This window comes from Paenibacillus sp. sgz302164 (genome assembly GCF_056120505.1).
In genome coordinates, this window is record NZ_JBVYOL010000009.1 from 74,409 (window position 1) to 99,878 (window position 25,470).

General features: G+C 45.1%; 22 protein-coding genes and 5 pseudogenes. 22 read left to right on the forward strand and 5 right to left on the reverse strand.

Translation table 11 applies throughout. The features are described from left to right. Positions 1–31: 31 nt before the first annotated feature. From AC0LWT_RS16455 to AC0LWT_RS16465, 3 genes and pseudogenes are all read left to right on the forward strand, one after another. On the forward strand, positions 32–289 hold the full coding sequence (locus AC0LWT_RS16455; protein WP_474682350.1) for a hypothetical protein: 258 nt from the start codon (positions 32–34) through the stop codon (positions 287–289). A gap of 469 nt (positions 290–758) precedes the next feature. Further along, positions 759–1,061, forward strand: a complete 303-nt coding sequence (locus AC0LWT_RS16460) for a hypothetical protein (RefSeq protein WP_474682351.1) — start codon at positions 759–761, stop codon at positions 1,059–1,061. A 51-nt stretch (positions 1,062–1,112) separates the two neighbouring features. Beyond that, positions 1,113–1,268 (forward strand): annotated as a pseudogene (locus tag AC0LWT_RS16465) (IS66 family transposase); the annotation flags it as partial. Positions 1,269–1,599: 331 nt separating this feature from the next. On the opposite strand, the gene AC0LWT_RS16470 reads toward AC0LWT_RS16465, so the two are convergent. Beyond that, positions 1,600–1,932: a winged helix-turn-helix transcriptional regulator gene (locus AC0LWT_RS16470; RefSeq protein WP_474682352.1), complete on the reverse strand. Its 333-nt coding sequence runs from the start codon at positions 1,930–1,932 to the stop codon at positions 1,600–1,602. Between the two features lie 146 nt (positions 1,933–2,078). On the opposite strand from AC0LWT_RS16470, the pseudogene AC0LWT_RS16475 reads away from it, so the two are divergent. The 4 genes and pseudogenes from AC0LWT_RS16475 to AC0LWT_RS16490 all read left to right on the forward strand — a co-directional run bounded on the left by AC0LWT_RS16475 (position 2,079) and on the right by AC0LWT_RS16490 (position 4,526). Further along, positions 2,079–2,491 (forward strand): annotated as a pseudogene (locus tag AC0LWT_RS16475) (NADPH-dependent FMN reductase). A 95-nt stretch (positions 2,492–2,586) separates the two neighbouring features. Beyond that, positions 2,587–3,546, forward strand: coding sequence for a DsbA family oxidoreductase (locus tag AC0LWT_RS16480; RefSeq protein WP_474682353.1), 960 nt, complete (start codon positions 2,587–2,589; stop codon positions 3,544–3,546). 168 nt (positions 3,547–3,714) lie between these two features. Then, the gene (locus AC0LWT_RS16485) at positions 3,715–4,140 is read left to right on the forward strand and encodes a MarR family winged helix-turn-helix transcriptional regulator (RefSeq protein ID WP_474682354.1); all 426 of its coding nucleotides are present in this window, start codon (positions 3,715–3,717) and stop codon (positions 4,138–4,140) included. Positions 4,141–4,187: 47 nt separating this feature from the next. After that, positions 4,188–4,526, forward strand: coding sequence for a DoxX family protein (locus AC0LWT_RS16490; protein ID WP_474682355.1), 339 nt, complete (start codon positions 4,188–4,190; stop codon positions 4,524–4,526). Between the two features lie 577 nt (positions 4,527–5,103). On the opposite strand, the gene AC0LWT_RS16495 is transcribed toward AC0LWT_RS16490, so the two are convergent. Further along, positions 5,104–5,346 carry a hypothetical protein gene (locus tag AC0LWT_RS16495; RefSeq protein ID WP_474682356.1) on the reverse strand — a complete coding sequence of 81 codons (243 nt, stop codon included), beginning with the start codon at positions 5,344–5,346 and terminating at the stop codon, positions 5,104–5,106. A 276-nt stretch (positions 5,347–5,622) separates the two neighbouring features. Here AC0LWT_RS16495 and AC0LWT_RS16500 point away from each other — a divergent pair, with 276 nt between their 5' ends. From AC0LWT_RS16500 to AC0LWT_RS38970, 6 genes and pseudogenes are all read left to right on the forward strand, one after another. Beyond that, entirely contained in the window at positions 5,623–8,619 is a 2,997-nt protein-coding gene (locus AC0LWT_RS16500; protein ID WP_474682357.1) for a sulfotransferase, read from the forward strand. Further along, the gene (locus AC0LWT_RS16505; protein WP_474682358.1) at positions 8,616–9,686 is read left to right on the forward strand and encodes a glycosyltransferase; all 1,071 of its coding nucleotides are present in this window, start codon (positions 8,616–8,618) and stop codon (positions 9,684–9,686) included. Before AC0LWT_RS16500 ends, AC0LWT_RS16505 begins: the two co-directional genes overlap by 4 nt. 42 nt (positions 9,687–9,728) lie before the next feature. Then, complete coding sequence (locus AC0LWT_RS16510) at positions 9,729–11,570, forward strand: acyltransferase family protein (protein WP_474682359.1); 1,842 nt, start codon at positions 9,729–9,731, stop codon at positions 11,568–11,570. Between the two features lie 25 nt (positions 11,571–11,595). After that, a complete protein-coding gene (locus tag AC0LWT_RS16515; protein ID WP_474682360.1) occupies positions 11,596–13,389 on the forward strand; it encodes an ATP-binding cassette domain-containing protein in 1,794 nt (597 codons plus the stop codon). Positions 13,390–13,466: 77 nt separating this feature from the next. Beyond that, positions 13,467–14,570, forward strand: coding sequence for a hypothetical protein (locus tag AC0LWT_RS16520; RefSeq protein ID WP_474682361.1), 1,104 nt, complete (start codon positions 13,467–13,469; stop codon positions 14,568–14,570). A gap of 12 nt (positions 14,571–14,582) precedes the next feature. Beyond that, positions 14,583–14,742, forward strand: a pseudogene (locus tag AC0LWT_RS38970) (hypothetical protein); the annotation flags it as partial. Here AC0LWT_RS38970 and AC0LWT_RS16525 read toward each other — a convergent pair. Further along, positions 14,713–15,279, reverse strand: coding sequence for a DUF4062 domain-containing protein (locus AC0LWT_RS16525; protein ID WP_474682362.1), 567 nt, complete (start codon positions 15,277–15,279; stop codon positions 14,713–14,715). The pseudogene AC0LWT_RS38970 and the gene AC0LWT_RS16525 overlap by 30 nt on opposite strands. Before the next feature lie 486 nt (positions 15,280–15,765). On the opposite strand from AC0LWT_RS16525, the pseudogene AC0LWT_RS16530 reads away from it, so the two are divergent. Further along, positions 15,766–15,945: pseudogene (locus tag AC0LWT_RS16530) on the forward strand (DNA-3-methyladenine glycosylase); the annotation flags it as partial. Between the two features lie 415 nt (positions 15,946–16,360). On the opposite strand, the gene AC0LWT_RS16535 reads toward AC0LWT_RS16530, so the two are convergent. Next, positions 16,361–16,966: a TetR/AcrR family transcriptional regulator gene (locus tag AC0LWT_RS16535; RefSeq protein WP_474682363.1), complete on the reverse strand. Its 606-nt coding sequence runs from the start codon at positions 16,964–16,966 to the stop codon at positions 16,361–16,363. Between the two features lie 195 nt (positions 16,967–17,161). On the opposite strand from AC0LWT_RS16535, the gene AC0LWT_RS16540 reads away from it, so the two are divergent. From AC0LWT_RS16540 to AC0LWT_RS16575, 8 genes and pseudogenes are all read left to right on the forward strand, one after another. Further along, complete coding sequence (locus AC0LWT_RS16540) at positions 17,162–17,941, forward strand: nuclear transport factor 2 family protein (RefSeq protein ID WP_474682364.1); 780 nt, start codon at positions 17,162–17,164, stop codon at positions 17,939–17,941. Between the two features lie 408 nt (positions 17,942–18,349). Next, a complete protein-coding gene (locus AC0LWT_RS16545) occupies positions 18,350–18,679 on the forward strand; it encodes an ArsR/SmtB family transcription factor (RefSeq protein ID WP_474682365.1) in 330 nt (109 codons plus the stop codon). Then, positions 18,676–19,098 carry an SRPBCC family protein gene (locus AC0LWT_RS16550; protein ID WP_474682366.1) on the forward strand — a complete coding sequence of 141 codons (423 nt, stop codon included), beginning with the start codon at positions 18,676–18,678 and terminating at the stop codon, positions 19,096–19,098. The genes AC0LWT_RS16545 and AC0LWT_RS16550 overlap by 4 nt, the downstream gene beginning before the upstream one ends. 57 nt (positions 19,099–19,155) lie before the next feature. After that, entirely contained in the window at positions 19,156–19,620 is a 465-nt protein-coding gene (locus AC0LWT_RS16555; protein ID WP_474682367.1) for a phage tail protein, read from the forward strand. Positions 19,621–19,895: 275 nt separating this feature from the next. Beyond that, on the forward strand, positions 19,896–20,831 hold the full coding sequence (locus AC0LWT_RS16560; RefSeq protein WP_474682368.1) for a LytTR family transcriptional regulator DNA-binding domain-containing protein: 936 nt from the start codon (positions 19,896–19,898) through the stop codon (positions 20,829–20,831). 138 nt (positions 20,832–20,969) lie between these two features. Next, on the forward strand, positions 20,970–21,815 hold the full coding sequence (locus tag AC0LWT_RS16565; protein ID WP_474682369.1) for an ABC transporter ATP-binding protein: 846 nt from the start codon (positions 20,970–20,972) through the stop codon (positions 21,813–21,815). Then, complete coding sequence (locus tag AC0LWT_RS16570) at positions 21,812–22,528, forward strand: ABC transporter permease (RefSeq protein ID WP_474682370.1); 717 nt, start codon at positions 21,812–21,814, stop codon at positions 22,526–22,528. Before AC0LWT_RS16565 ends, AC0LWT_RS16570 begins: the two co-directional genes overlap by 4 nt. 78 nt (positions 22,529–22,606) lie before the next feature. Beyond that, positions 22,607–23,963 (forward strand): annotated as a pseudogene (locus tag AC0LWT_RS16575) (preprotein translocase subunit SecA). Positions 23,964–24,135: 172 nt separating this feature from the next. On the opposite strand, the gene AC0LWT_RS16580 reads toward AC0LWT_RS16575, so the two are convergent. After that, positions 24,136–25,332: an MFS transporter gene (locus AC0LWT_RS16580; RefSeq protein WP_474682371.1), complete on the reverse strand. Its 1,197-nt coding sequence runs from the start codon at positions 25,330–25,332 to the stop codon at positions 24,136–24,138. Between the last annotated feature and the right edge of the window lie 138 nt (positions 25,333–25,470).

Genomic DNA, 25,470 nt, shown 5'->3' on the forward strand with positions numbered 1-25,470 from the left:
TTTGATGTCACTTTTGAAGGGAAGTGTTGAGTTGATAAAGAGTCTTAGAACTTATTTGCGTGATTTTATTGCTATGAGAACAGAAGAAATTGGGAATAACGTTCTGAAGCAAGATGAGGGATATCAAGAATTATCTAAAGAACTTCAATCCTTATTGAAAGAGATTTTTAAGTATGTTCCAATAGACCAACACCCAATACTATTTTCTTATGAAGAGAAAGAACAAGCTCAATTGGCACTAGTCATTGAAATTATGTACAGGCAAGGATTGATAGATGGAGTAGCTTAAATCGAAGACTGTCAGTAGTGATGGAAAATGAGGATAAATTCTAAACACACATAAGAAGATTCTTGAAGGTTATTCGAAGAGGATATCGGTATCATATAAAAACCAAGCCGCGGCGGATTTTTCGCCGATAGACCCGTTGAGCTGACCCTTTTTTGATCAGTTCTGCTTGCGCTCCCAGCGAAAAACTTGTGGTAGGACCGTCTTTTACTCTCCGCAACATTTAACAAAGAAATTAAGTTCTGCAGTACCTGCACAGTTCCAATAAAGTCGTCATCTTTGTGGGTCAATTTTCAGCTTTGGCATAGACTTAGTCCAGAAATGACAGCTGAATCCGCCGATGGCTTGCTTCATCTCACGGGAAGAGAAGATTAACAAAAAATACCCCTTTGTAGGTATAGAAACAAGTGGACAATGGATTTATGATGATGCATGAATCTTAAATGTGACTTAGAGAGGGTGCGTTATAGGTATGATGATTAATTTACGCAATCAGGACGGTAATGTGAAAGAATGTAAAGTCGGATTTTCATGGACTACATTCTTTTTTTCGTTTTTTCCGGCAATTTTTAGAGGTGACTGGAAATGGGCGATTATTCAATTCATTGTAGCATGTTGCACTTTTGGTGTTTCCAGTTTGGTCTTTTGCTTTATTTATAACAAACTGTATATCACTGACTTATTGAAAAAAGGGTATAAGCCTTCTGATGAGAATTCAGGGAAGGTACTTGAAGCGAAGGGGATCATTGAAAATTACCGTACTTTAACAACATAACTTCAAGGTTTCAGACGTTAACCAGCCGGTGCTGGACGCTTACTATGCAAGGATACGCTGACCGCGTTCCTGAAGGACGGGCGGCTAGAGATCGATAACAATCGTAGTGAACAGTCGATCAGGCTATTTGCAATCGGGCGCAAAAATTGGTGGTTTGCGAATCCCCCACGGGGAGCAGCGGCAAGCGCGACTATTTACAGCGTAATCAGCTTGCAGATCTGAAGGTGACGCAAGCATTGGAGCCTAATAGGCCGTTGTCATCGTCACTACCAGACTCTTGCCATCTCACGTAACCTCCATCCATCATACACTCGCTCCCATCTGACTGCTAGGTGGGGGCTATTTTTTCAAGCACGGATACAACGTTAGCAAGGGACCCTTTTTTGATCAGTTCTGCTTGCGCTCCCAGCGAAAAACTTGTGGTAGGACCGTCTGAAGAAAAACGGTTTGTCTTCGATATTGGGAACATATGTGATGAATAGCTGTTCCCACGCGCAATACAAATTGCGGTCAGCTATTCGTAAACGAAATCGGTATCCTACTCCGTAACTATAATATTCTTCTGTCCCCAGGCAACAACAGATTCAATTAAAGGTACTAGCTCTTTCCCAGAAGTAGTGAGTGAGTATTCGACACGGGGAGGAACCTCGTTGTATTGTTCCCTATGAATGATCCCGTAATCACAGAGATCTTTTAGACAGTTGGTTAACGTCGTTCCTGTGATACCATGAAGACGTCTTTTTAATTCGTTGTATCTGATGCAGTCATTTTCGCTCAAAATCGCCAATATCGGTAAATTCCATTTTCCTCCGATCACCGAAAAGGCGAAGGTAGCTGGGCACAGCTGATCAAGTTTAAAATCGTATTTCATGATGATTCTCCTAATAGTATTTTTTTGATACTTAGTAAGAAAAATGATCGTACTTGTTCAAATTTATCTAAGTATTATAATAATACCATGTACAGGACATTAACAAATGTCTCTTATAAAAAATTTTTTTAGGGGAGTTGTTGGACGTGACGAAAATTGGAATTATTACAGGAAGTACAAGGCAAGGTAGAGTAAGTTTGCAAGTTGCTGAGTGGGTCAAGACAATTGCTGATCAAAGATCTTCGTTACTCCAGAATACAATCGTGGCATCACTTCTGCCTTGAAGAATGCAATCGATTATCTGAGTCAGGAGTTTCGCAATAAAGCTGCCGGTATTGTCAGCTACGGTTCAGCTGGAGGAACCACCGCAGCTCAGCAGCTTCGCCTGATCTTGTCTGTACCACAAGTCGCAACAGTAGCTACGCAACCTGCTCTTAACCTGTTCACTGATTTTGAAGAAATGAGAACCTTTAAACCTGGCCCACATCACAAGGGCACAATTGAAACTATGTTAGATCAAGTTGTTTCCTGGTCCAGTGCGCTTAAAACATTGCGATAACATGTAGTCTGTCTTGAGTCCGATGGATAGATCAAACCGTTAAGCAAGTGAAGCCATCCATCGGTAAAAATAAACTTCTGAAAGTGATGCAAATTATGAACAATCAAAATATGATGTGTGATCTTGAAACGGGTGTCTGTGGTGTTGTCGATGAAGATCCAATCCAAAAATTCGATCTGGATCAGCAAATTAAAAAAATAACGTTGTATTACGTAACAGATCCGATCTGTTCTCATTGTTGGGCACTCGAACCCGTATTAAATCGATTCACTCAGCAGTATGGCCAGTATTTCAATGTAAGTATTATTATGGGGGGATTATTGGCTAGCTGGCATGGGTTCGGGGATTCTTCAAACGGGATTCAAAAACCTTCTGATGTTGAACACCATTGGAAGGAAGTGGGCCAACACTCACGTATGCCAATCGACGGAACATTGTGGCGTACGAATCCAATAAGCTCTTCTTATCCGCCATCCAGAGTATATAAAGCCATTCAGAACAAGCATAAAGGGAAAGAGAATGGATTTTTGCGGAAAGCAAGAGAGGCTGTTTTTGCTTTTAATCAGAATATTGCTGAAGAGCAGGTACTCATTGAAATCGTCAACCAAATTGGGCTAGATGGAAAACAGGTTTTTGTAGAATCGGAACTCGAAGAGGCACAAGATTTGCTAGAACAAGACTTTGATTTAGTAGCTAGACTCGGTGTAAGAGGATTCCCAACCATCATTATGGTCGATGAAGAAGGTAAAGGGATCAAGATTGTCGGAGCGCGGACATTGGATACCTACGTGGACGCGCTTGAACAAATCATAAATCATCGAGTTAAACCTACAAAGGTACGACCTCTCGCGAAATTGATGGAGGAAAGCCATCTTTTGTTTTCTAAGGAAATTGAAGTGATATACGGAGTCGAGTCCAGTGAGGTTGAAAAATTTATCGCTTCAGAGCTTCGTGAAGATTCATATCATATCGAGCACATTTTAGGCGAATTGTACGTTGTAGCTCAAAAGAATAGGGATGTAAGTGACCTACCCGCAAACGGCTCTCAAGCTTAAATGCTTTGTAAGGCATCAGATAAAGTGCTTTTGTAAGTTAGGAGCGAATGCCGCGGCAGTTGCTCCTTTCTAAAATTTAGGAATGGTCAAATGGACCAACTTGACTTATTGAGTAATATCAGATAATTTATATGCTATGGCATATACTTTTATAAATGGGTGAAAATTATGGAATTGTACAATATAACGGGGTTTTTGATTCATCGTACGGATGTTAAAATGACCAATTACTTTACAAAGCAATTAAAGCCCTATGAGATGACGCCAGAGCAATGGGGTATTATCAGTGTTCTAGATGGAGATAGACCAACAACTCAAAAAGAGCTTGCAGAAGCAATCGACCGAGATCAGAGCACGGTTGTTCGAATGATCCACTCGCTCGAGAAGAAGGGGATCGTCAAACGGATTGTAAATGATACAGATAAACGATCTCATAACTTATACCTGAGCAATAAAGGAATAAAACTTAAATCAGAACTCCTGCCGATTGTCATCGAAGCACACAAGCACGTGACAAGGTACTTAAGTGACGATGAAATTCAGGAATTGAAAACTATACTTGAAAAACTGTATGCGAGTGTTAAGGAATTGTGAGATGTATGCTATAGCATGTAAAATACTACGAGAAATGAGGAATTATCTTGGTTATTATCATTTTGCAAGTTATTGTCGGCTTATTTTTTATGTTTACTGGGAGTAAAATTATTTCCGGTAAAATGGCAGATGAGTTCAACCGTTTCGGCATGCCTCCCATCTTTAATTTTTTAACAGGGTTTATTGAGATCACGTCCGCAATCGGTTTATTTGTAGGCATTTGGTTTCCAATAGCGGCTGTTATTGCAGGATTTTTACTAGCGGCTACAATGTTTGTCGCAACCTTTATTCTTCTCGTTATTGCTAAGGATCCTTTTCCAAAGGCAATACCGGCTATCGTACTTTGCCTGTTGTCTGTGGTCGTCAGTATGAATCATTTGATTTAGTCTGCAAGCTAGTGATGATAAAAATATTTCTAGCCGTACGTACATCAAATATCAGATGAAGGAGCTTCATCATGGGCCAAATATTTCACTATCTTCATGTTTTAAGTGCTGTACTCATGGGTTTCTAACTCGTGCTATCGTTTTTAGTGTTCAAGATCTCAGCTCAACCAGATGTGCAGGGTCAGAAAAAGCTCTTGCTGCTCAACCTTATTCCTAACCCGAAGTGAGCTGTTACGACAGCTCACTTTTGCATTTTTCGCCGATAGACCCGTTAAGCTGAGCCGTATCATAAATAGGGCGAATTTTTACGGTGACTAGAAAGTTGCCGGTTTAGAGCTCTATGAATAGCAGCTGCTACTCAAAAATTAGGAACTGGTCATTGGTGTGGCCGAAGAGAGCCGTTGCGAGTTCACTTAACTAGCCAAGCGTGATTCTGCAAATATGAAACAATGCGAATACGCCTATGAATTGATACGTCTTACACCAAGAAGAGAGTATCCCCAAAGTCATCAAAGATGACCGAGGGATACCTCTTTTTGCATTTACACAGTCCATGAACGATTGTTTAAGGGTTTGTTTAATCTAGCAGTGATATTGTGAAATGGCGAAGCAGAGCTTCTCCAGCTTTGATCTTGTTGGTTGCGTAAGCACCATTCAGATCACTGAAATTGCATTTCGTTATGTCTTTCGCCTCGCCGTTAAGGTTCACGATACGGGACAACATGATAGCCATTTCTTCACGTGTGGCGGGAATCATTATCGGTAAAGGGGATGGGAATTTGATCCCAATGGTAAATGCAACACGTGCAGCTTTACCCATGAACCATTCCTCAAGCCAATCAAGGTTACAATTGGTCTCCATTTCTTACGACAAAAGTCACGTAATTATCCTATTTTTCGACATGAATAAGTCACGGGTTAGAGGAGATTAAGGAATAATGTCGAAACAAGATATTAATAATTGTAAGCAATTTGGCTAATTCTTGATTATAATTGAACATTGGTTTTCGATACATTCACGTGGTATGGTTGCGGTTTGGGTGCGTATCGCCATGCATGGTTCATAATCAGGTATACATCTAGAAGAGGTGCAGCAATGTCAGCTAGACCAGTGGCAGTAATCGTCATAGGAATGCATCGAAGCGGAACATCGTTGTTGGCTCACACTATCAGATCACTGGGCGTTTATTTGGGAGATGAACATCAGATGGTTTCTCCCAGGGAGGACAATCCCGAAGGCTTCTGGGAACACGCCGAGATCGTAGCTGTTCATGATGAGCTGCTGAACCATTTCTCTTCATCATGGGACACCACGAGGCCGTTGCCTGAAAATTGGTGGTTGACTGAAGCGGGGAGGGCAAGTCGGGAGAGATTGATTCATATTGTCTCCAGAGACTTCACTCATTCTCCGTTGTGGGGATTCAAGGACCCTCGAACGTCCTTGCTGCTCCCATTGTGGCAATCCGTGTTCGAAGAACTGAATATAGACACTCGCTATATTCTTAGCCTGCGCAACCCGTTGAACGTAGCCGCTTCTCTGTATAAGAGAGATCAATTCCTTCATGACAAGTCTTTCGCAATATGGAATGTGTACGTCCTCTCCTGCCTCTATTACACGAGCCATGAGCGGCGAGTCGTAATTGACTACGACAAATTGATCGAACAGCCTGTCGAGACCTGCCGGAGAATCAGCGATTTTCTAAACGTTCCCTACACCGCTATGGACCAAGCGAGAGTCAGCGGGTTGTCGAAGCCAGCCTTGCGTCATAGCAGCTATTCCATACAGGATGTATGGGAGGATCGATCCATCCCAGTTATGGTACGACAAACGTATCAAACGGGATTGATCGTCGAGAGAGATCCTCATGAGCTGCATAAAGATGAACTGCGCGAAAGTGTACGAAATGCTTACGACCAGCTGGTACAAACCGGTCGGCTCTTGAGCCACGAAAAATCCTATCGAGTCCGGATCTATTGGGCTGGTGCCGACGGGCAGTTCAAGGAAGATAAATCGACCTACATTTCGGTTAACGCGACAGGGCGGAAAAGTTTTCATACTGTCGAGTTTCGTGAATCGCTGGGGTCGGTATTGCGGATCGACTTTTTTGCAGAGCCTGCATATGTCAAGTTATTCGAGATTTCCCTTATCCACGAAGGACAAGAGGCTGATCTTCTTCGCAATCATGCCAAAGAGTACGTACACTTTCTTGCCTTCACACGGGCCAATGAAGGAGAGAATTGCGTCTCCGGTATCGTTACGGGCAACAATCCGCAGCTGCTGATTCGGGATTTGCCTCCATATGGCGGGACAATATCCTTGCGCCTGGAGCTAAGCTGTTCGTTCGGAATAGAAGCTGAGGTCGTTCAGGAGCTCCAGCTTCAGCAACCTGCGGAAGTTGCGCTGTCCGCCGCGCTTCGTGATGCCAGCCTTCGAATTGAACGGCTGCTGACCGCGAATGCCGAGAAGGAGAAAACGCTCGAATTGGCCGCAGCGCAGATCGAGCAGCAGATTGATACGCTGGAGCTTCTATGCGAGGAAAGCAGGAGGCGCGAGGAGAAGCTCGCCGCTCTAAGCCGGGAGCTGCAAGAGGAGCGAGCCGAAGCGATCCGTCTAAACGCCGAGATCGAGAGAAGAGATCAGCAGGCGAAGAACGATCAAGCCTTATTCATTCGGCAGAAGAATTTGGAGATTGATAAATACCGGAGGGAAGTGGCCTTATATTCGGGATCGTTGTCCTGGAAGGTAACTTTGCCGCTCCGAATTGCGAGAGAGATTGAGCGCAGAGCCAAAAAGCTGCTCAAAGGATGGGCCAAGGGTTTGCTGAAGGGATATACGATTCGAAAGAACCGATATTCTCGTCGCACCGGCTTGGCCGGTAGGCTCCCTTATAAGCAATATGCGCTGATCTTCTCCCACACGAACTATTTGGAATCTATGGGCGGTACCGAGAAATACATTAATGAGCAAGCCTCATACCTGGCTCAAAATAACGTAGGAATCATTCAGATCTATCCAGGCCAAAGCTATTCCTTGTTGAATACAAAGGAAGATACATACTATGGAGTGATCGTGAGCGATCAATTCAGAGGTTTCTATTCGGTTAAAGAGATTACGGACTGGCTCTCCCGTATTCATAAGCGTCTTAGCGAAATTTATACCCATCATCTGTTGAACTGGCAGATCCGTGATTATACGACGCTGCTGAGGAACGTGGAAGAGACGGGACTTCTTCCCCATACGTTTTTCATGCATGATTTCTTCGCGGTCTGTTCCAGCTATCACATGATTTACCAGCCCAGGATTAGCCAGAGCATCAAGGAAGTGAAAGGAAAACATTCCTGCATTGCCGATGTCGTGGCCGCCTCGGGGGCAGACGCTGCCATCTGTCAGAGCTGTACGCACGGCATAATGCTTGAAGAGTGGCGTAAAGCCCTTCGGCCCGTGCTTCTTCAAGTCGATCGAATTGTAGTTCCTTCCAATTTTACCAAGGAGGCAGCGACTGCCGTCTATCCGGATTTTGCAGATAAAATGCTGGTCAGGGGACATCTGATCTTCGACAAGCAAATGATCGTCTACAAGGCGAAGCCTGAACATCGGAGAATCAGACTCGCTTACCTAGGGTATAAAATGGACAATAAAGGATGGCAGATATGGGAGCGCCTGTATAAAGATGAAGCACTCGGCCGCCTTTATGAATTTCATCATATAGGCTCTCAAGAGAGGTATGCGGATCAAGTGGCGGCACATCGCTATTCTTTCCTTCGAGAAGGGAGAATGGGAGCATCCAATCTGCTGATTGCGGAGGACATCGACCTCGTACTGCTATGGTCGATTGTTCCTGAGAGTTACTCCTACACGCTCCAAGAGTCAATTGCGGCAGGCGTTCCTGTCCTTACCTCGCCTCTGAGCGGCAATATCGCTGCGACTATTGATGCACATCCGGAGCTCGGCAAGGTGTTGAGCGGCGAGCATGAGCTTAAAGCATTTTTGTTCGATTCCGAGCACGTAAGAGCCTATGTGTCTGGGGATCGAGCGCGTTACATGTTGGAATGCAACCATCTGCCTGCTGGTGAAAGAGAGGCTCGTCCATGATCGTTACTACATCCATTTGCGCCAATTACTTGCCGAAAGCGATGGTGCTGGCGAAGTCACTGAAGGAAACCAATCCGAATGCGCAATTCATCGTATGCTTGCTGGAACGGGATATCCATCCTGCAGCGCGAAGCTGTGAGCATTTCGATGATGTTGTTCTTGCGAAGGACCTCGGTTTCGAGCAATTCGACAAGTTTATCTTTAAGCATTCAATCGTTGAAGCCTCAACGGCGGTCAAGGGACAGCTCTTCCGATATCTGTTCCGGGACTATGCTGCAGAAGACCACTTCGTCTATCTGGATCCGGATATTAAGGTCTATGGTGAACTGACAGAGTTGGTGGAGGCAATGAACCACCATCCGATCGTACTGACGCCGCATCTTTGCCATCCTGAGGACATCATGGATGCGGTGATGGACAATGAATTAAGCGCTCTGCAGCATGGCGTATTCAATCTTGGCTTCCTTGCGCTCTCCAGATCCGAAGAGGCTATGCGCTTCGCCGATTGGTGGGCAAGCCGGCTGGCGATGTTCTGTTATGACGATATCCCGAGAGGCATCTTCACCGATCAGAAGTGGATCGATCTGGCGCCCTGCTACTTCGATGTCCATATTCTGAAGCACCCTGGTTACAACGTCGCCCCGTGGAATCTATCCAAACGCAAGCTAACAGCGGACGATGGCCCTTGGGTAAACGGCCAGCCTTTGCGTTTTTTCCACTATTCCGGTTTCGATTCAGGCGCAAACGAAGGGATGATTAACAAGTATGTACCCGATCGCAGCAATGTGGTATACGCGTTGCGCGACGAGTACGTTCGGGAGCTGGAGCAGGCCGATCAGGCACATCTGGGCCGCGCCAAGTGGTCGTACGATTATTATACAAGCGACGAGCGGATCGAACGCGATGCCCGCTTCATCTATCGGGATACGCCGGAAATCCCCTACCGGGTGGACAACCCCTTTGCGCTCAGCAATGAATACTTCAAAAGATACATCAGCGTGGAGCAGATTGCCGGCAACGTGATCAGGCAAGGGAAGAAGCTGTTGAAACGTCTAATGAACCGTTAACTCGCAAGCGAAGCGGATATTTTATATTAGGGGAAAAATGATATGACAAGAGCAAGATGGATCTATGCGGACGTTCTTGGGGTCGCGGCGATGATCGGCGTGGTGCTCATCCACTTAACCGCTTCAGTCATCGACATTAGGAGCGAGGTTGGCGACATTCGCTTCTGGTGGATGGCCCATGTCATAAACGCCGCCTTCCGATGGAGCGTCCCCGTATTCATCATGATCAATGGGATGCTTCTGCTTACTCCGGGTCGAAGTGAATCGGCGTTGACATTCTATTTAAAAGGGTTCAGGAGCATTGCGCCACTTTTCGTCCTATGGAGCATGATTTATTATGTGTGGGATATTCGCAAGGAGCCGGATTCATTCGATTGGGGACGATTTGCCGAAGGGTTCATGAAAGGAACGCTTCATTACCATCTCGGGTACGTTTATATAATTGGTATTCTGTATTTGATTGCGCCCCTTCTTCGGGTGCTGGTGAGACGCGCCTCCTTGAGTGCTGTATTCTGCATCGGGGCGGCGGGGCTGGTCTTCTCCAATTTATTTCCGCTGGCACACTGGAATTGGAATAGCTGGGGCTTCGTCATTGATTTACCTAACTTGCCAGGCTATATCGGGTATTTCCTGATCGGTTACGTATTGTCGACGGCAGCGTTGAATAAGGGAGTCAGCTGGCTTCTATACGGGGCAGGGATCCTATCGTATATAGCGATCGTGGTTGGAACGAATTGGCTATTGACTGCACATCCTTCAGTGAAAATGTACTTTTATGAGGATACTTCAATTCCCGTCCTATTTACCGCTGCGGCGGTCTTCGTTGTTGTGCTTCGCACAACAGCTGCCGATGCGAGAAGCCCGCGGCTTCTATCCGTGTTAGGCTCCTCCGTGTTCCATGTTTATTTGAGCCATGTGTTCATTATGGAGTGGCTTTACGAGCGTCGTCCGTGGGACATTATCCATAGCAGCCCTTTGGAGTATATGCCAATTGTCGTCGTCCTCATCGTGCTTGCGTCTCTCCTTATCGACCGCGTTTGGCGCGGGGGTCTGTTTGCGTTGAAGGCAAGCTTTAAGCTGGCCGTACGGTTTCGCAACGAGTGGGATTCGATTCATCCGCTGAAGGAGATCTACCAATATCGGGAGATGCTCCGAAATATGGTTTTGAAGGATTTACGGACGCGCTACAAGGGCTCGGCGCTCGGGTTTCTGTGGACGTTTATGAACCCGCTTCTTATGCTCGGCATATACACGGCAGTGTTCTCGTTCATCATGAAGGCGGACATTCCGCATTTTCCATTGTTCATCCTTGTGGCGCTGCTGCCCTGGAATTTTTTCTCCCAGTCGATTACTGGCGGTGCCAGAAGCATGATCAATCATGCGGAGTTGATGAAGAAGGTTTATTTCCCGCGAGAGGTTATTCCGCTGTCGGTCATTGGAAGCAATCTGATCAACTACTTGCTTACGTTAGTCATTTTAATTCCGGCGCTCTGGCTTAGCGGGATTCCGCTTACGGTGACCTTGTCGGGTTTCCCGATCGTATTGCTCGCGCAGACGCTGCTTATATTGCCCACCGTGATGCTTGCTGCCCTGGCTACGGTTTATCTTCGGGACCTGGAGCATATCCTGAATGTCCTGATGATGGTTGGCTTCTATTTGACACCGGTATTATTCCCTATATCGCTTATCCCGAGTTCATATAGATGGCTGTTCGAATATAACCCGATGACAACGATTATCGAGGCTTATCGGGAGATCTTTTTGTACGGCCAATGGCCGGACTTTGGCGCTATCCTTCCTATGCTGCTCGTTCTCGTCATCATCAACGCGGCGGCGCTTGCTGTATTTGCGCTATTGCAGAAGCATGTGGTCGAGGAAGTATGAATGGTTTAAAGACAGGAGTGGGCGCATGAATAACGCAATCGAGCTGCATCAGGTGTCTAAAAAATTCAACAAGCAAGGCGGACAGCGAAATACGATTAAGGACCTCATGATGGCACCCACGCCTGCGGAATCGATGGATAAATGGGTGTTGCGTGATATTGAGTTGGAGCTCCCGAAGGGGGCGAGCCTGGCGCTGATCGGCAAGAACGGTTCCGGCAAGAGCACGCTGCTGAAGCTGATCAGCCGGATCTTGCATCCTACCTCCGGTACCGTTAAAGTCGACGGTAAAGTAGCGACGCTGTTGGAACTCGGAGCGGGGTTTCATGCCGACTTTACCGGAAGAGAAAATATATATTTTAACGGTTCCGTTCTTGGGTTTACGCGCAAGGAGATTCAGGAGAAGATGGACAGCATCATCGCGTTCTCCGAGCTTGGAGAAGACATTGACCAGTTGGTGCGGAGCTACTCGACTGGCATGTATATGAGACTGGGTTTCTCCGTAGCCATCCATATGACACCTGACATTTTGCTGATCGACGAGGTGCTGGCGGTCGGCGACCATGAATTTCGGAAGAAATGCATCAACGCCATCCTGCGGTTGAAGAGCGCGGGCACCACGATTCTATTTGTCAGTCATGCGGGAGAACAGACGAAAATCATTTGTGATCAGGCGATCTGGCTTGAGGAAGGCCGTATCAAGCTCAGCGGACCGACACGTGACGTGCTTATGGCCTATGAGCAGAGCGAGGCCGCCCATGATTATCTGGCGGAGTATTACTACCGTATGGGCTGCAGGAGCCAGCAACAGCAGGATTTCGAGCAGGCCTTGAAGTTTTTCGATCAATCGCTCGACAAGGGCTACAATGAGTTTTCTGTTAAAATCTTGCGCTCATCCGTGTATCTGGAATTAGGTATGCAAGAAGAGGCAAGCGAGGATGCCGTTCGGTGTTTGGAGATTGCGCCGCCAGGTACGGATATGGAGAGCGTTGTCCAGCACGTTCACTTCGTCAACAAACGCAAAGTGGAATGGGTACGATCTGCCCGAACCAAGCTCTATAACAACACTACGACGGAGCCTGCTTTTCTGATTATCGGGACGCAAAAAGGAGGTACTACCTCCCTGTACCATGACCTTGTGCAGCACCCTAGCATTCAATCGGCTGCCGTGAAGGAAGTTCATTTCTTCGATGAGCAATATCAACTCGGATTCGACTGGTACAAGAAGAACTTCCCGCCTGATCTGCCTGAAGGCCATATCACAGGGGAGGCGAGTCCCTATTATCTATTCCATCCCCAGACACCCGGCCGGGTGCGCGAGTGGCTCCCTAAGGTTAAGCTGATCGCCGTCCTGCGCAATCCCGTCCATCGAGCCTATTCCCATTATCAAATGATGGTGAGACGAGGCCTGGAGCCGATGTCGTTCCCGGAGGCGCTGCAGGCTGAGCGTTCAAGAGTAGAAGAGGAGTATAGTCGAATGGATAGGGACCCTCGCTTCTTAAGCCAGAATTGTTCGATTTATTCTTATTTGAAGCGGGGGTTATACGCGGAGCAGTTGGAGAGATGGTACCGGTATTTCCCCAAGGACCAGATTCTTGTGATGAGCAGCGAGGCATGGTTCCAGAACCCGGCTGCGAGCTATCGGAACGTGCTGGATTTTCTTGATATGCCGTTGTGGGAACCGGGCGAGTATGTGCTGCTAAATGAAGGCGAATACGACCAGCCTATTCCGCAAGATACGATGGAATGGCTGCGAAATTACTATGCGGAACCGAACCGGCGATTGTTTGAATTGATCGGAGAAACGTACGACTGGGACTGATAAGTGTTCAAGAGGGGAATAAAACAAAGTTTGGGACGAGCGGAGGGCATTATGATAGGCAAGAGGGGGAAACAGTATTGTTTTTCAGAAGCAACAAGCGAAAGAACAACATTCGTGAGATTATTATACACGCGGGAATGCATAAAACCGGTACGACAAGCATCCAAGAAACCTTATTTGCAAACGCGGAACGTTTAAAAAAACGGGGGTTTCTTTATCCGACATGCTGGCCTTCGAATCATTCCATACCGATTTTCGGCGCTTTTACAAGCAATCAGGCATACTTCGAGAATATTGTCGAGGGACGCAGCAAAAGTGAAATTAGAAAAACAAATAAGCATTTTTTGAAACTATTTGAAAAAGAAGCGGCTGAATCCGAGCAAGGCAAAATCATCATATCCGGCGAAAACATTTCCCTGCTTTCACGTAGCGAGTTAACGAACGTTCGAACGTTTCTGAAAAAAGCGATCGGCTATAAGGCTTCGATAAAGGTGTTGATTTCCGTAAGACATCCGGTGCCTTGGCTGGTGAGCGCTACGCAGCAAAGGCTAAAAGCAGGGCAAAAGCTTCAGCAGATTCTGGATGAAAAGATGAATGCAATCATACAAAATTTGTTCCAAGTGCGTATAGGAAATTTGGTTCAGGTTTTCGGCAGAGACGCTGTAGAGGTGTATCGGTTCGAGGATTCAGTAAAGCATGAATGCGGGCCAGTCGGATACTTTTTGGAGAAATTGGGTTATGAAAAAGAGGAAATAAAAACGTTTAATATGGTGAAGGCCAATGAAAGCATTTCGTTAATCGCGGCGGAATTATTGGCCTTTATTAATGAAAGATGCCCGATTATTCTCAATAATCGACGAAACGAGCAAAGAACCAGAGAAGATATAAATCCGCTTCTGGTCATACGCGGTCCGAAATTCGATATTTCGCATGTCTATAAAAAAGGTTTTTTGGCACTGGCGCAGGAAGACCTAAAATGGCTTAGGGAAAACTTTGGGATAGACTTCTCATACCAATTGCCACCACAGCTCAGTGATCCACAGCTTGATTTCAGCCCGGAAACCGTTGCGGATATTAATCATGCATACGATAACCTATCTGCTCCGCTACAGGAGTTGGTGACAGAGTATTTGCGGGTAAAGATAAAGGATTCAACAAATCTGTTCAATTTCGCTCTATAGATGGTACGCTGAGCCGTTGGGTTTAAGCTTTCTGAGGGGATGGAGGTCTGCGGAGTTAGGGAAGTTTAAGTTTGCCAGGCAGAAGTCTAAGCTGGCGGGGACTATTCGGGGAAGAAAGGGGCTGGTTGTGCCAGCCCCTCTTTCATTTCTTTTTCTCCAACTCCGCCTTTAATCTTGCATTCTCTTCCAACAGCTTTTGAACGTCCGGGACATCCTTGCCGGAAACCCAGCCATACAAATCGTCTCTTGCTGCATACTCCGGCAATTGATCACGAAGTACCATTTTAATATGCCGTACATCTTCAACATAATAGGTAGGGATTTGTTCCATGACCGATTGCTTAAACTCTTGAAACTTCTGATAGTATTCAATTGCTGCGAAGTCGTATGGCTTTTGTCTTAATGCTTCATCTGTGACAACAAAAGCAAATCTAGGTTTGCCCGCTTCTCCGGCATACTCATATTCCCAATGCGTATAGCTCTTGGATTCATCAGGAAGCGTTAAACCATAGAATCCTCCGAGAATCAGGATATATATATCGGACTCGTCGATCCATCTCTTCCTAATTTTCATTGGACTTTCCTTAAAATATTGCTCGATTCCAGCAGGGATATGACCGGCTTGAAGTACGGCTTCAACAGCGGTATGTCTTTCCTCAATAAGATCGTAGAAAGTAGACGATATGTAAATTTGCAATTTTTTTCTCATAGGCCCACCCAAATTAAAGAATTGTATAAATAGAATCTAGCACGCTCTCACTTTATTTGTCAAAACTGACTAAGGTTTTCATGCGGCAAGCTTGCACCAGACGGCAAATAGGAGGTTTAGTTCGTGCAAAAGGAATGGAAAAGAAAGGTTTGAGGGCAATTTCATAGCTCGCTTGGATTCTGACGCTGGCTTCCCAGGCTTCTTTGCTGTTCGTGCGGTCTCGAAACGCTTTCTCGTTCTCCCTCTGTCATCTGGCGTATCCAGTGGTGCAAAGCTTGCTCTGTCATAGGCGGCCGGCCTCCTAATCTTTATTTCACTTTATATTGGTCCTGTGCCCGGAAAAAGTTCATTTCTCGATCGCTTACTAATCCTGATTCCTGCTCTGCATTCTCATGTAAGCTTTTCATTAATTCATTTAAAAAGGAGTGAAACTTAATGAAAAATGAAAGTATATTAACCGAGGACTAAACAGGTAATTAACGAGCTTACACTCATTTGATACATACCCACTGTCTCTTGAACGTGGTGAGTGGGGGGATAGGTGATCCGGAAAGTGTTCTGATTCGGGCACTTGAACCTTGTGAAGGAATAGAATGGATGTACAGGCGCCGCGAAAGTGTAAAGAAGGAGCAGGAGCTGACGAACGGACCGGGTAAGTTGACGAAAGTGTGCGATACTCCCAGCGAGGCGGCATATTGCGGCACGAACGGTACAATGAGTCCATATACGAGCATATCGACGGAAATAGCGATGGTGACGACGGCAAGCGCAGCAATTCGTGAGCGCTCAACTTTTTGATTCAATCGCGTCGTCCCCCTTCTGCTGTTCCAGCAGTTGCTTCAATTGCGAGAGAAATTGCAACAGCAATTCAACCTGATCGTACATGTTCCTGAAGATAAGCTTGACATATTCCGGTAGATCTATGGCTTCGGATTTCGCTTGTTCCCCGCTTTTCAACTGGGCAAGCAAACTGCGTAGGGATTCCTGCTGTTCATTCAGTGCATGATAGATGCCGGAAACACACCTGCCCACAGGTCGGTTTGCGTTTTTTGCAGCGTAAGTTGAATTTCATAACCATATATTATTCCTCGACGGTGATGCCGGCAGCTTTCAAATGCCCGTAGGCAACGATTCTACTAAACTGAGATGAAACTTCATCTGCAGGAAGGGGGTTATCGTTTTTAATCCACCAGAGTACAATCCCCATGAAAGACGATATGAGGTATTCGAGCAGCAATTCCTTGGATATCGCTAAAGGGGAATTTCCCTGAGCAGGATTCCACCCCTCATTTAATTTATCTTTAATGATATTCTCCATTTTCGCTCGAAACTGATAGATTCTATTCTCTTCAATTAACATGGCATAGTAAAAGGTGGTGTTGCGCGAAATATGTTCCAGTACAGTTTGCATGACTGTCTCGAGTATAGAAATACTGAAAGGATTCATGCTGATGGGACAAAGAACGACTGTATCCTTTAATTCGCTCAACAATTCATTCATACATGTATCCAATAAATCAGGTTTATTTTGGTAGTGAAGATAAAAAGTGTTTCGATTGATCATAGCCTGATCGGCAATATCCTGGATCGTTATCGCTTCATATCCTTTTTCCTGAACAAGCTCATAAAACGCATTTCGAATCGATTGTTTCGTGCGCAGTATTCTAAGGTCCGTTTTCTTGTTCACTGTTTTCTTTCTCCCCTACATGAAATTTTAACCGTTAAGCGACAAAAGTTGTATGAGCTGTCTGTTATCCTTCAAAACGAAAAATATTGAATATTGAGCGTTATATTAACCTCCATTATAATGAGCGATAGATAAATAAACAACGCCATGTTCATTATTTATCTAATGCCCATAAACTTAAAGGAGGATAGTCGAATGACGGTAAACAATGAAAATGAGCTTGTCCGTAAGGCAATCGCCGTGTTGGAAAGTTTAGAGAGCGGCAACTCCGAAGCGATTATGGCTTATGTGAATCCAGATCAATATATTCAGCACAACCAGGCCTTACCCGATGGTCGTGAAGCCATTCTTGGTGCACTTGATCATTTAAAGGAAATGGGTACAAAGGTAAGCATTAAGCGTACTATAGTCGACGGAGATTATGTGGCACTTCATTCCGTATATGATTTTTTTGGCCCCAAAATCGGCATTGATATATTCCGTTTTGAGAATGGGCTGATCGTCGAACATTGGGATAATCTGCAAGAGATGACGGAAAAGACGACAAGCAATCATACGATGATTGACGGACCGGTCACCATTAGGGACATCAACAAGACGGATGCGAACAAAGTATTGGTCAATAGCTATGTTGAGAACATCTTGCTTGGGAAGAACCCGGACCTGCTTGCCTCTTACTTTGATGGCGATCACTACATTCAGCATAGTCCACATATTGCCGACGGTCTTTCCGGTCTTCATGCTGCTTTGCAGGCGCTGAAGGAGAAAAATATTGAATTTCAATATACTCATGTCCATCTGGTAATCGGACAAGGCGATTTTGTGCTTACGGTGAGTGAAGGTTTCTTCGACGGTCAGCCTACTGCTTTCTACGATTTGTTCCGCGTGGAGAATGGAAAGATCGCCGAGCATTGGGACGTCATCGAGGCCATACTGCCGGCAGAAAAACGAAAGAATTTGAACAGTAGATTTTGAGGTGGGTGCAGCGCAATTGTAGAAAAGACAGGGGAAAGCATATATCATGGTTGTCGCTTTAAACATTCACGTAACCAGAAACAGAAGAAAGAGGTTGAAATTGCACGTAACCCCTAATAAAATCATCTCTTTAGGCACCCTAACGGGTGCCTTTACATATTTCATGTGGAATTTAAAAATGTTGTTGACACGACACTAATTGGTGTCCTATAATCAAAGTGTCACCAAATGGTGTCCAATTACGGGTTTCATCTTATCCTTCCGCTTTCTTATGCTGCACTAAATATCGCCTCGTGGGCGCTTCGTCCGAAGAGCCGCAAACTGTAGAGGGAGGTGATGAAATTATCGGCTATTCCTTCGTACAACCGATAGATACTACTATAAAAATAATAATTGGGAGAGGGTGTTATGGACGAGAACAACCGGTTGCGGGATGTATTTGACGCGATTTCAGATCCAACTAGACGCCGACTGATTCGTCTGTTAGCAGAGGCGGACGAGATACCGCTTCATGAATTAACGCCACAGTTTCAAATGGGCCGAACGGCGGTATCCAAGCATTTGACCATCCTTAAAGAGGCCGGATTGGTGCTTGACCGAAAAGTCGGCAGAGAAACGCTATTGAGGCTAAACGCCTCTCCGCTCAGAGAAATTCAAGATTGGGTGGCTTACTACAGCAAGTTCTGGAGTACGAATATGTTGCGCTTGAACCAACTATTGGAGGAGGAAGAAGAATGAGTTTAACATTATCCTTGGATTATCAGTACGCGACATCGATCGAGAAGCTTTGGTCCGCCTTAACCGATTCAAGCAAGCTTGCCAAGTGGGTTGCCAACATTCACACCGGTCAGCCGATGGAGAACGATTTTCAACCTGTCGTCGGATACCGTTTTCAGTTCCGCACCCAGCCAAACGAATATTGGGATGGAATTATTGAAGGCGAAGTGCTGATCGTGGATGCACCCAACCGGGTATCCTATACTTGGGTCAGTGGAGGGGAGAAGCATACGGTCACCTGGACGTTGCAGGACTTAGGGAACGGGAAGGTTAACCTTCATCTCGAACAAACCGGAATCTCGAATGAACCAGCACTGGGTGGGGCGAAGTATGGCTGGGGTAAATGGTGCAGCGAGCTTGAAAAGGTGTTGGAACAATAATCGCATTCGATTACCTTCTTGTTGTTAGGAAACAAAGAGATAAGAGGAGAGATGGAAATGTCCTATATCGTTGATTTCAAAAATGTATCTACGGTTGGTTTAGAGTCTTCACCTGTAGCAGAAGCGCTTGCTGGTTTGCGTGCTAATGAAGCCCGTTATTTTATGAATAAATACAAGCATGAATTTATGGTTGTACCCGCTAGCGAAAGTCAGGAGAGCCTTGATTATGTGAACCGAATTTTGAAAGAAGAACGCAATATTGAGTTTGCGGCCAAACCTTTAGAAACGTCGCGTTTTCAAGTGGAAAATATCCAATTTACCTACGTCTTTTATGAGGATGGTCTTGGGCTCAATGTCATGTATACGGTTGATGACCCTAAGAAGCGGGCCGTTGGTTTTAAGCTTTCGGAGGGGATGGAGGTACCAAAGGAGTTAGAAGGGAAGTTTAAGTTTGCTAGGCAGAAGTCTAAACTAGCGGGAACGATTCGGGGCTCGTTTTTTGTAATTAAAGGACAATATTAAAGTAAGACCCGTTACGCTGAACCATACCATAAGTAATGGCGAAATTTTTCGTGGGGGAAGGGCGTAGAGGCGCTTAAAGAAGCTGGAGCGGGTAGGGTGGGAAATGGAAACGTCAAAACTAAACTTACGGAAACACAAAGAAAACAGAGGCGGAGCGTCCCGCCTCTGTTTTCTTACGTATGAATATCTGTGATTTGAAGCGTTACTGACAAAAAATTATCCCAACATTATAATTGTTATATATATCCTACAGCGGCACTAACCGGGAGGACGGTATGCAATTTCAACCAATGTATGATAATGGGGAATTATTTCTACCGAAGATCGAATTAAATATGACAACGAGCCAATCGATTGGCATTATAACGGACTTGAAGCGAAAGCAGCTTTTAATGAATCAATTAGTGAATCGTTCCCAATATTATTTATTTCGAGCTGGGCAAAGCGAGTATATGCGTTTAACGGTGGAAGAGCTAATCACTTTTCTAATCAAAGTAACGGAGAGGAATGAGCGTGTCGCTTTGTTACTGGATTATTTTGCTTTAAAGGAAGAACGGAAGGTAAGAATTAAGGATCTAAGCTCATCGAAAAGGATGTATGTGACATTACTGCGTGTCTTTTTTGCGCATCAGCCTACACTTGTACTGGAGGAACCTTATTTTTACTTAGAAGAGCAAGATCGTCGTCAATTTAAACGGATTCTTGATGACCTTTTGAAAGAAAAACAAGTATTAATTTTAACTTCAAATTTAGAGGATGCCATTATTTCCTGTGATGCCATCTATCGATTGAACGAACTCGGATTTCATCAATTGGATATTCGGGATTCGGAAGAGGATAAACAGGAAGTGCAGGAACAAGATCGGGCCAATATAACCTTACAGAAGATTTATACGAAAAGAAATGACAAAGTGATTTTATTTGATCCGCCTGAAGTAGATTACATAGAAAGTATTGAGGGTTCGGTCCTTGTTCATGTGGGTGGAGAAAATTATGTCTGTGCTCTGACGCTAACCGAGCTCGAGCAAAGATTGTTAAATTTCGGGTTTTTTAGGTGTCATCGATCCTACATCGTTAATCTGCAAAAAGTAAGAGAGATTATTACATGGACGAAGAATAGCTACAGCTTGCGATTACATACAGGTAAAGATGACGTGGTTCCGTTATCTCGTTCAAAATTGCATGAATTAAAAGTACTTCTTAATATTTAATTTCCGGTGTAATGTCGAACCAATCAAGCATTTCATGGTACCATTCAGGCGATAACAGCTACATTTCGGCGGTATTTGATGGCTGTATGCATGCAATCATTATATGCTTAGGGCACCAACGTTAAGGAAGTGGTGCTCGTGGATGTTATCCAAGTAGAACATATTCGAAAGAGATTTGGAAATAAGGATGCGTTATCAGACGTGTCCTTTTCCATTCCGAAAGGAGAAATTTTTGGTTTCCTAGGTCCGAGTGGTTCGGGAAAAACGACATTAATTAAGATTTTAACGGGGCAGTTAAATCCGACAAGCGGACAGGCAAATGTATTTAACCAGCCAGCGGAGATGATGCATCAGTCTACACAGAAGATGCGCTTTGGAATTTTGACGGATAACAGTGGTCTATATGAGAGATTAACTATTGAGGAAAATCTAGAGTTGTATCGCCAATTATATGATCTTCCTAAATCTTCGATCGATAAGGTACTGCAGTTTGTTAACTTAAACGGAGAGCGCAAAAAGAAAGTCAATCGCTTATCGAAAGGGATGCGTCAGCGAGTCATGTTGGCATGCGCGATTATCCATGAGCCGGAATTATTATTTTTAGATGAACCTACTTCGGCTTTAGATCCTGTAAACTCAGCACATATTTATAAAGGCTTACGCTACTTAAATGAGAAAGGGACAACGATTTTTTTAACTACGCATGATATGGCTGAGGCGGAATTGATGTGTAACCGTGTAGCGATTTTGTATCAAGGACAAATCCAAACCATCGGTTCACCCAAGGAACTTAAAAGACAGCATCGAGAAAACGTGGTTTGTGTTGACTTAATCAATGGGGAAGCCTACGAGCTCCCGATAGGTGAGGGAACGGCTAATCAAATAGCTGATTGGATGAAACGAGGGTTCATTGATCGATTAGAAACGAAAGAGCCAAGTCTAGGTGATATCTTTATTAAAATGACAGGAAGTGAGTTACTATGAGTATCTCATTAAAACGTGCTCGAGCGATATTTGTGAAGGATTACAAAGAGTTTTCACGCAATTATGCGCTCTCTATTATGTTGATTTTCCCAATTATCCTTGCACTTCTTCTTCGAGCTGCCGGCTCCGGCTCGTCTTTGCCTGGATCTTTCGCTACAGTTCTTAATCTTTCGTTTGTGTTCCTAACATGTTTCGCACAAGCATGCTTGATTGCGGAAGAAAAGGAGCGTAACACTTTACGATCATTAATGATGACTCCGGCCACGACCATGGATGTTTTAATCGGTAAAAGCACTTTAGTCTTTGTAATGTCTGCTGTTGTTCTGGCTATTGCTACGTATCTATTTGGCTATGAGCCAGCTAGTATATGGGCGTTTGTGGCAGCAATCATTCTTTCGATTATTCTATACACAGCAGTCGGCACGATATGCGGTTTATTCTCCAAGACGTTGCTTGATGCGTCATTATCTATAATTCCTGTGTCGATCGTATTCTCTGGGGCACCATGGGGAGCGTTTCTTGTGGATGATTATCCAATCTTCAAAGTGCTGGATTACGTACCAAGCAGTCAGCTTGTGCATTTGCTAGCTCCACGTAATATAGGCTTTACGATGGGAGACTTATTAAAACCCCTCCTCATTACTTTGGCATGGACGGTTGTATTAACGATTGTGTCTGTTGTTTTATATCAACGACGGTTAAAGGATGAGTAGGAAAAAAATCAGCCGCTATGGAATCGCGTATTTCTACCGAGGAGGGATCAAATGCCGATGAATTTAGCCGTTAAGTTGATGCAAAAATTCAAAGACCGCGATACCCGGAATAAGCTGAAAGTCTATCAAGACAAGGCGGATCTCATCAGGAAACGGAATTTGGAAACATGGGAGGATGGGCAGCTTCAAGCGGAATCCCTCCGGCTGCAAAAAGAAGCAAAATCGGGTACGCCTTTGGATGAGCTGCTTGTCGATGCTTATACGTTAGTCTGCGAGGCAGCGAAGAGAAAGCTTGGATTACAGCCTTACGATGTCCAGATCATGGCTGCCGTCGCTCTGCACGAGAGATTTGTGATCGAGCAGCATACCGGTGAAGGAAAAACGCTCTCTGCTGTTATGCCTGCTTATCTAAATGCGCTTACCGGCAAAGGCGTTCATGTGCTGACTTTTAACGATTATTTGGCAAATCGAGATGCGGAGTGGATGGGCCCGATCTATCGTTTCCTAGGGTTAACGGTAAACTCGGTTCAAGCGGGTATGAGCCTGTTTGAGAAACAGGAAGCTTACGCCAAGGATATAACCTATGTTACGGCTAAAGAGGCGGGATTCGATTATTTGCGCGACGCGATCGCACTAAACGAAGCCGATACCGTGCATCGTCCCCTCGCAAGCAGAAGTTGTTGCCATGCTGGGAGGATTGTACGTGATTGGTACGCATGTGAATGAAAGCGTGCGGATCGACGACCAACTGCGCGGGCGTTCTGGCCGCCAAGGCGACCCTGGAGCCTCCGTATTTTTCATAAGCTTGGAGGACGAGTTGTTGCTTCGGTTCGGCCTCAATAAAGCGATTCGCGCTCCCAGGCAGGATGAGGCTCTCGAAGAGCCGATGCTTCGCAGCAAAATCGCGCATATTCAGCGTGTTATTATGGGACAAAACTTCCACATATGCCAAGAATTGAACTGTTATTCGGATATGGTGGAGGATCAGAGGCGAATTCTATACGAGGAACGGCTCGGAATTTTGAAAGGCGAGAAGCCGATGAGCCCTTCGGAGCAGCGGGTGCGGCTTTATTATCTCGACGTGTTCTGGGCTGACCATCTTGCATACGTTTCTTACATTCGCGAAGGCATCCACTTGGAGAGCCTTGTCAGCGGCAATCCGATCGACGAATTCCATGCACAAATCACCCAAGCATACGAGCAAATTCCAGCTAAAATAAATAGCGAGTCGGCGAATATGCTTGTAAGGCTCGGAGGTTCGAATGATCCGTCGAAGTGGGAAGAGTTCGGTCTGAAGAGCCCTACCTCCACTCGGACTTATATAATAAACGATCAATACATCCAGAATAAGCGCAGCTCATGGACCGCAATGACTGTATTTGCTTTTTGGATTCGCAATATTTTGAGGCCGATATTCGGGTGGCAAAAATTTTGATTGGGACGAATTGCAGAACTTGTGGACTGGAAAACACAAGTTGCTTTTGAGGCCAGCAATGCCGCCGCGCTTCACACTTAGGCGGATTTTTCGCCGATAGACCCGTTGGGCTGAGCCGTACCACAAATGACGGCGAAAAAACTGGGATGTAGGAAGATGGCCGACAATAATGTCATTTGTCCCTATAAAACCGATAGCTGATAAAAGTAAGAATCGATGCAGCTAATGCCAGCACGCCCCCCATCCACCCGGTATGGAGCAGCCCGATATTGGTGGCAACCAGTCCTCCAATTGCAGATCCTGCAGCAATGCCTAAATTAACAGATACAGGAAACAAAGAAGCGGCGAACACCTTGGCTGAAGGAGAGTATTCCCCGGCCAAATCTATCAAGTACAGTTGGAATGTTACGTTAAATAAGTAAACGACAAGACCAATAATTAAGATATTTATCAATCCGAGAACGGCAAAATGTAATGTGAAATAAAGAGAGGCAAGAATAATGGCTTGAATGATAAAAACAAATCTTAATTTACTCAATCCGTTGCGAATAGCAATATTACCAGCTAGCAATGTACTGATTATAGAAGCGACCCCGTATATCAGCAAAATAAGGCTTGTATATCTGGCGGGGATAAGCAACACATTTTCCAATATAGGCGTGATATAAGTATACACGACATAAGTGGCGGCAATGGTTAGTGTTGGGACGAGAAAAGCCAATACTATTCGGGGATGTGTCAATAAATCGAATTGGCTTTTTAATGAGTTTTGGGCACCCTTCAGGTTTCTCGGAAGTGTAATCGAGAGCATCGCCAAGGCAACCACACCTAAAAAAGCTGTGAACCAGAAAGCCATGTTCCAGCCGCCTGCTTGCCCGATCCAGGTACCCAGCGGAACACCCAGCACACTTGCAATAGTAAATCCGGCAAATATGAGCGAAACGACCGTGCTTCTTTTCTCGGCAGGCAATGTCTCGCTGGCAACCGTCGTAGCTATCGTCTGCATCAGTCCGCATACAACGGCGGTAACCACCCTTGCCCCCATAAGCAAAGGATAAACCGAGGAAAGCGCACTGGTTACATTGCCCGCAATAAAAATTAACATGCATGTCAGCATTAGCGAATAAGCAGGATATCGGCTGACAAGAACAGTTACGATAGGCGTGCCGACGGCAACCGCAAAGGCAAACCCGGATACAAGCGCCCCAGCTGCAGAGATTGTTATTTCCAAATCGGATGCAACGTTGGACAGCAATCCGACAATAACAAATTCGCTTGTACCCGTGACGAATGTCAGTAAAACTAAAGAAAAAACCAGAAACTTCTGCTGTATGCTCAAAGGTACCCCGGTTGATTTTGCCATCTCCATAACTTACTCCCCCTGATTGAGATTCATGTCCTAACTTTGCCGCTTTCATTGGCTTGTGGTTGCTATTATGAATTAAAAATGTCAATAATAGAAGTACAGACTTTTTAGTGATATAGTTACCAAAAAGAAATAATTGTG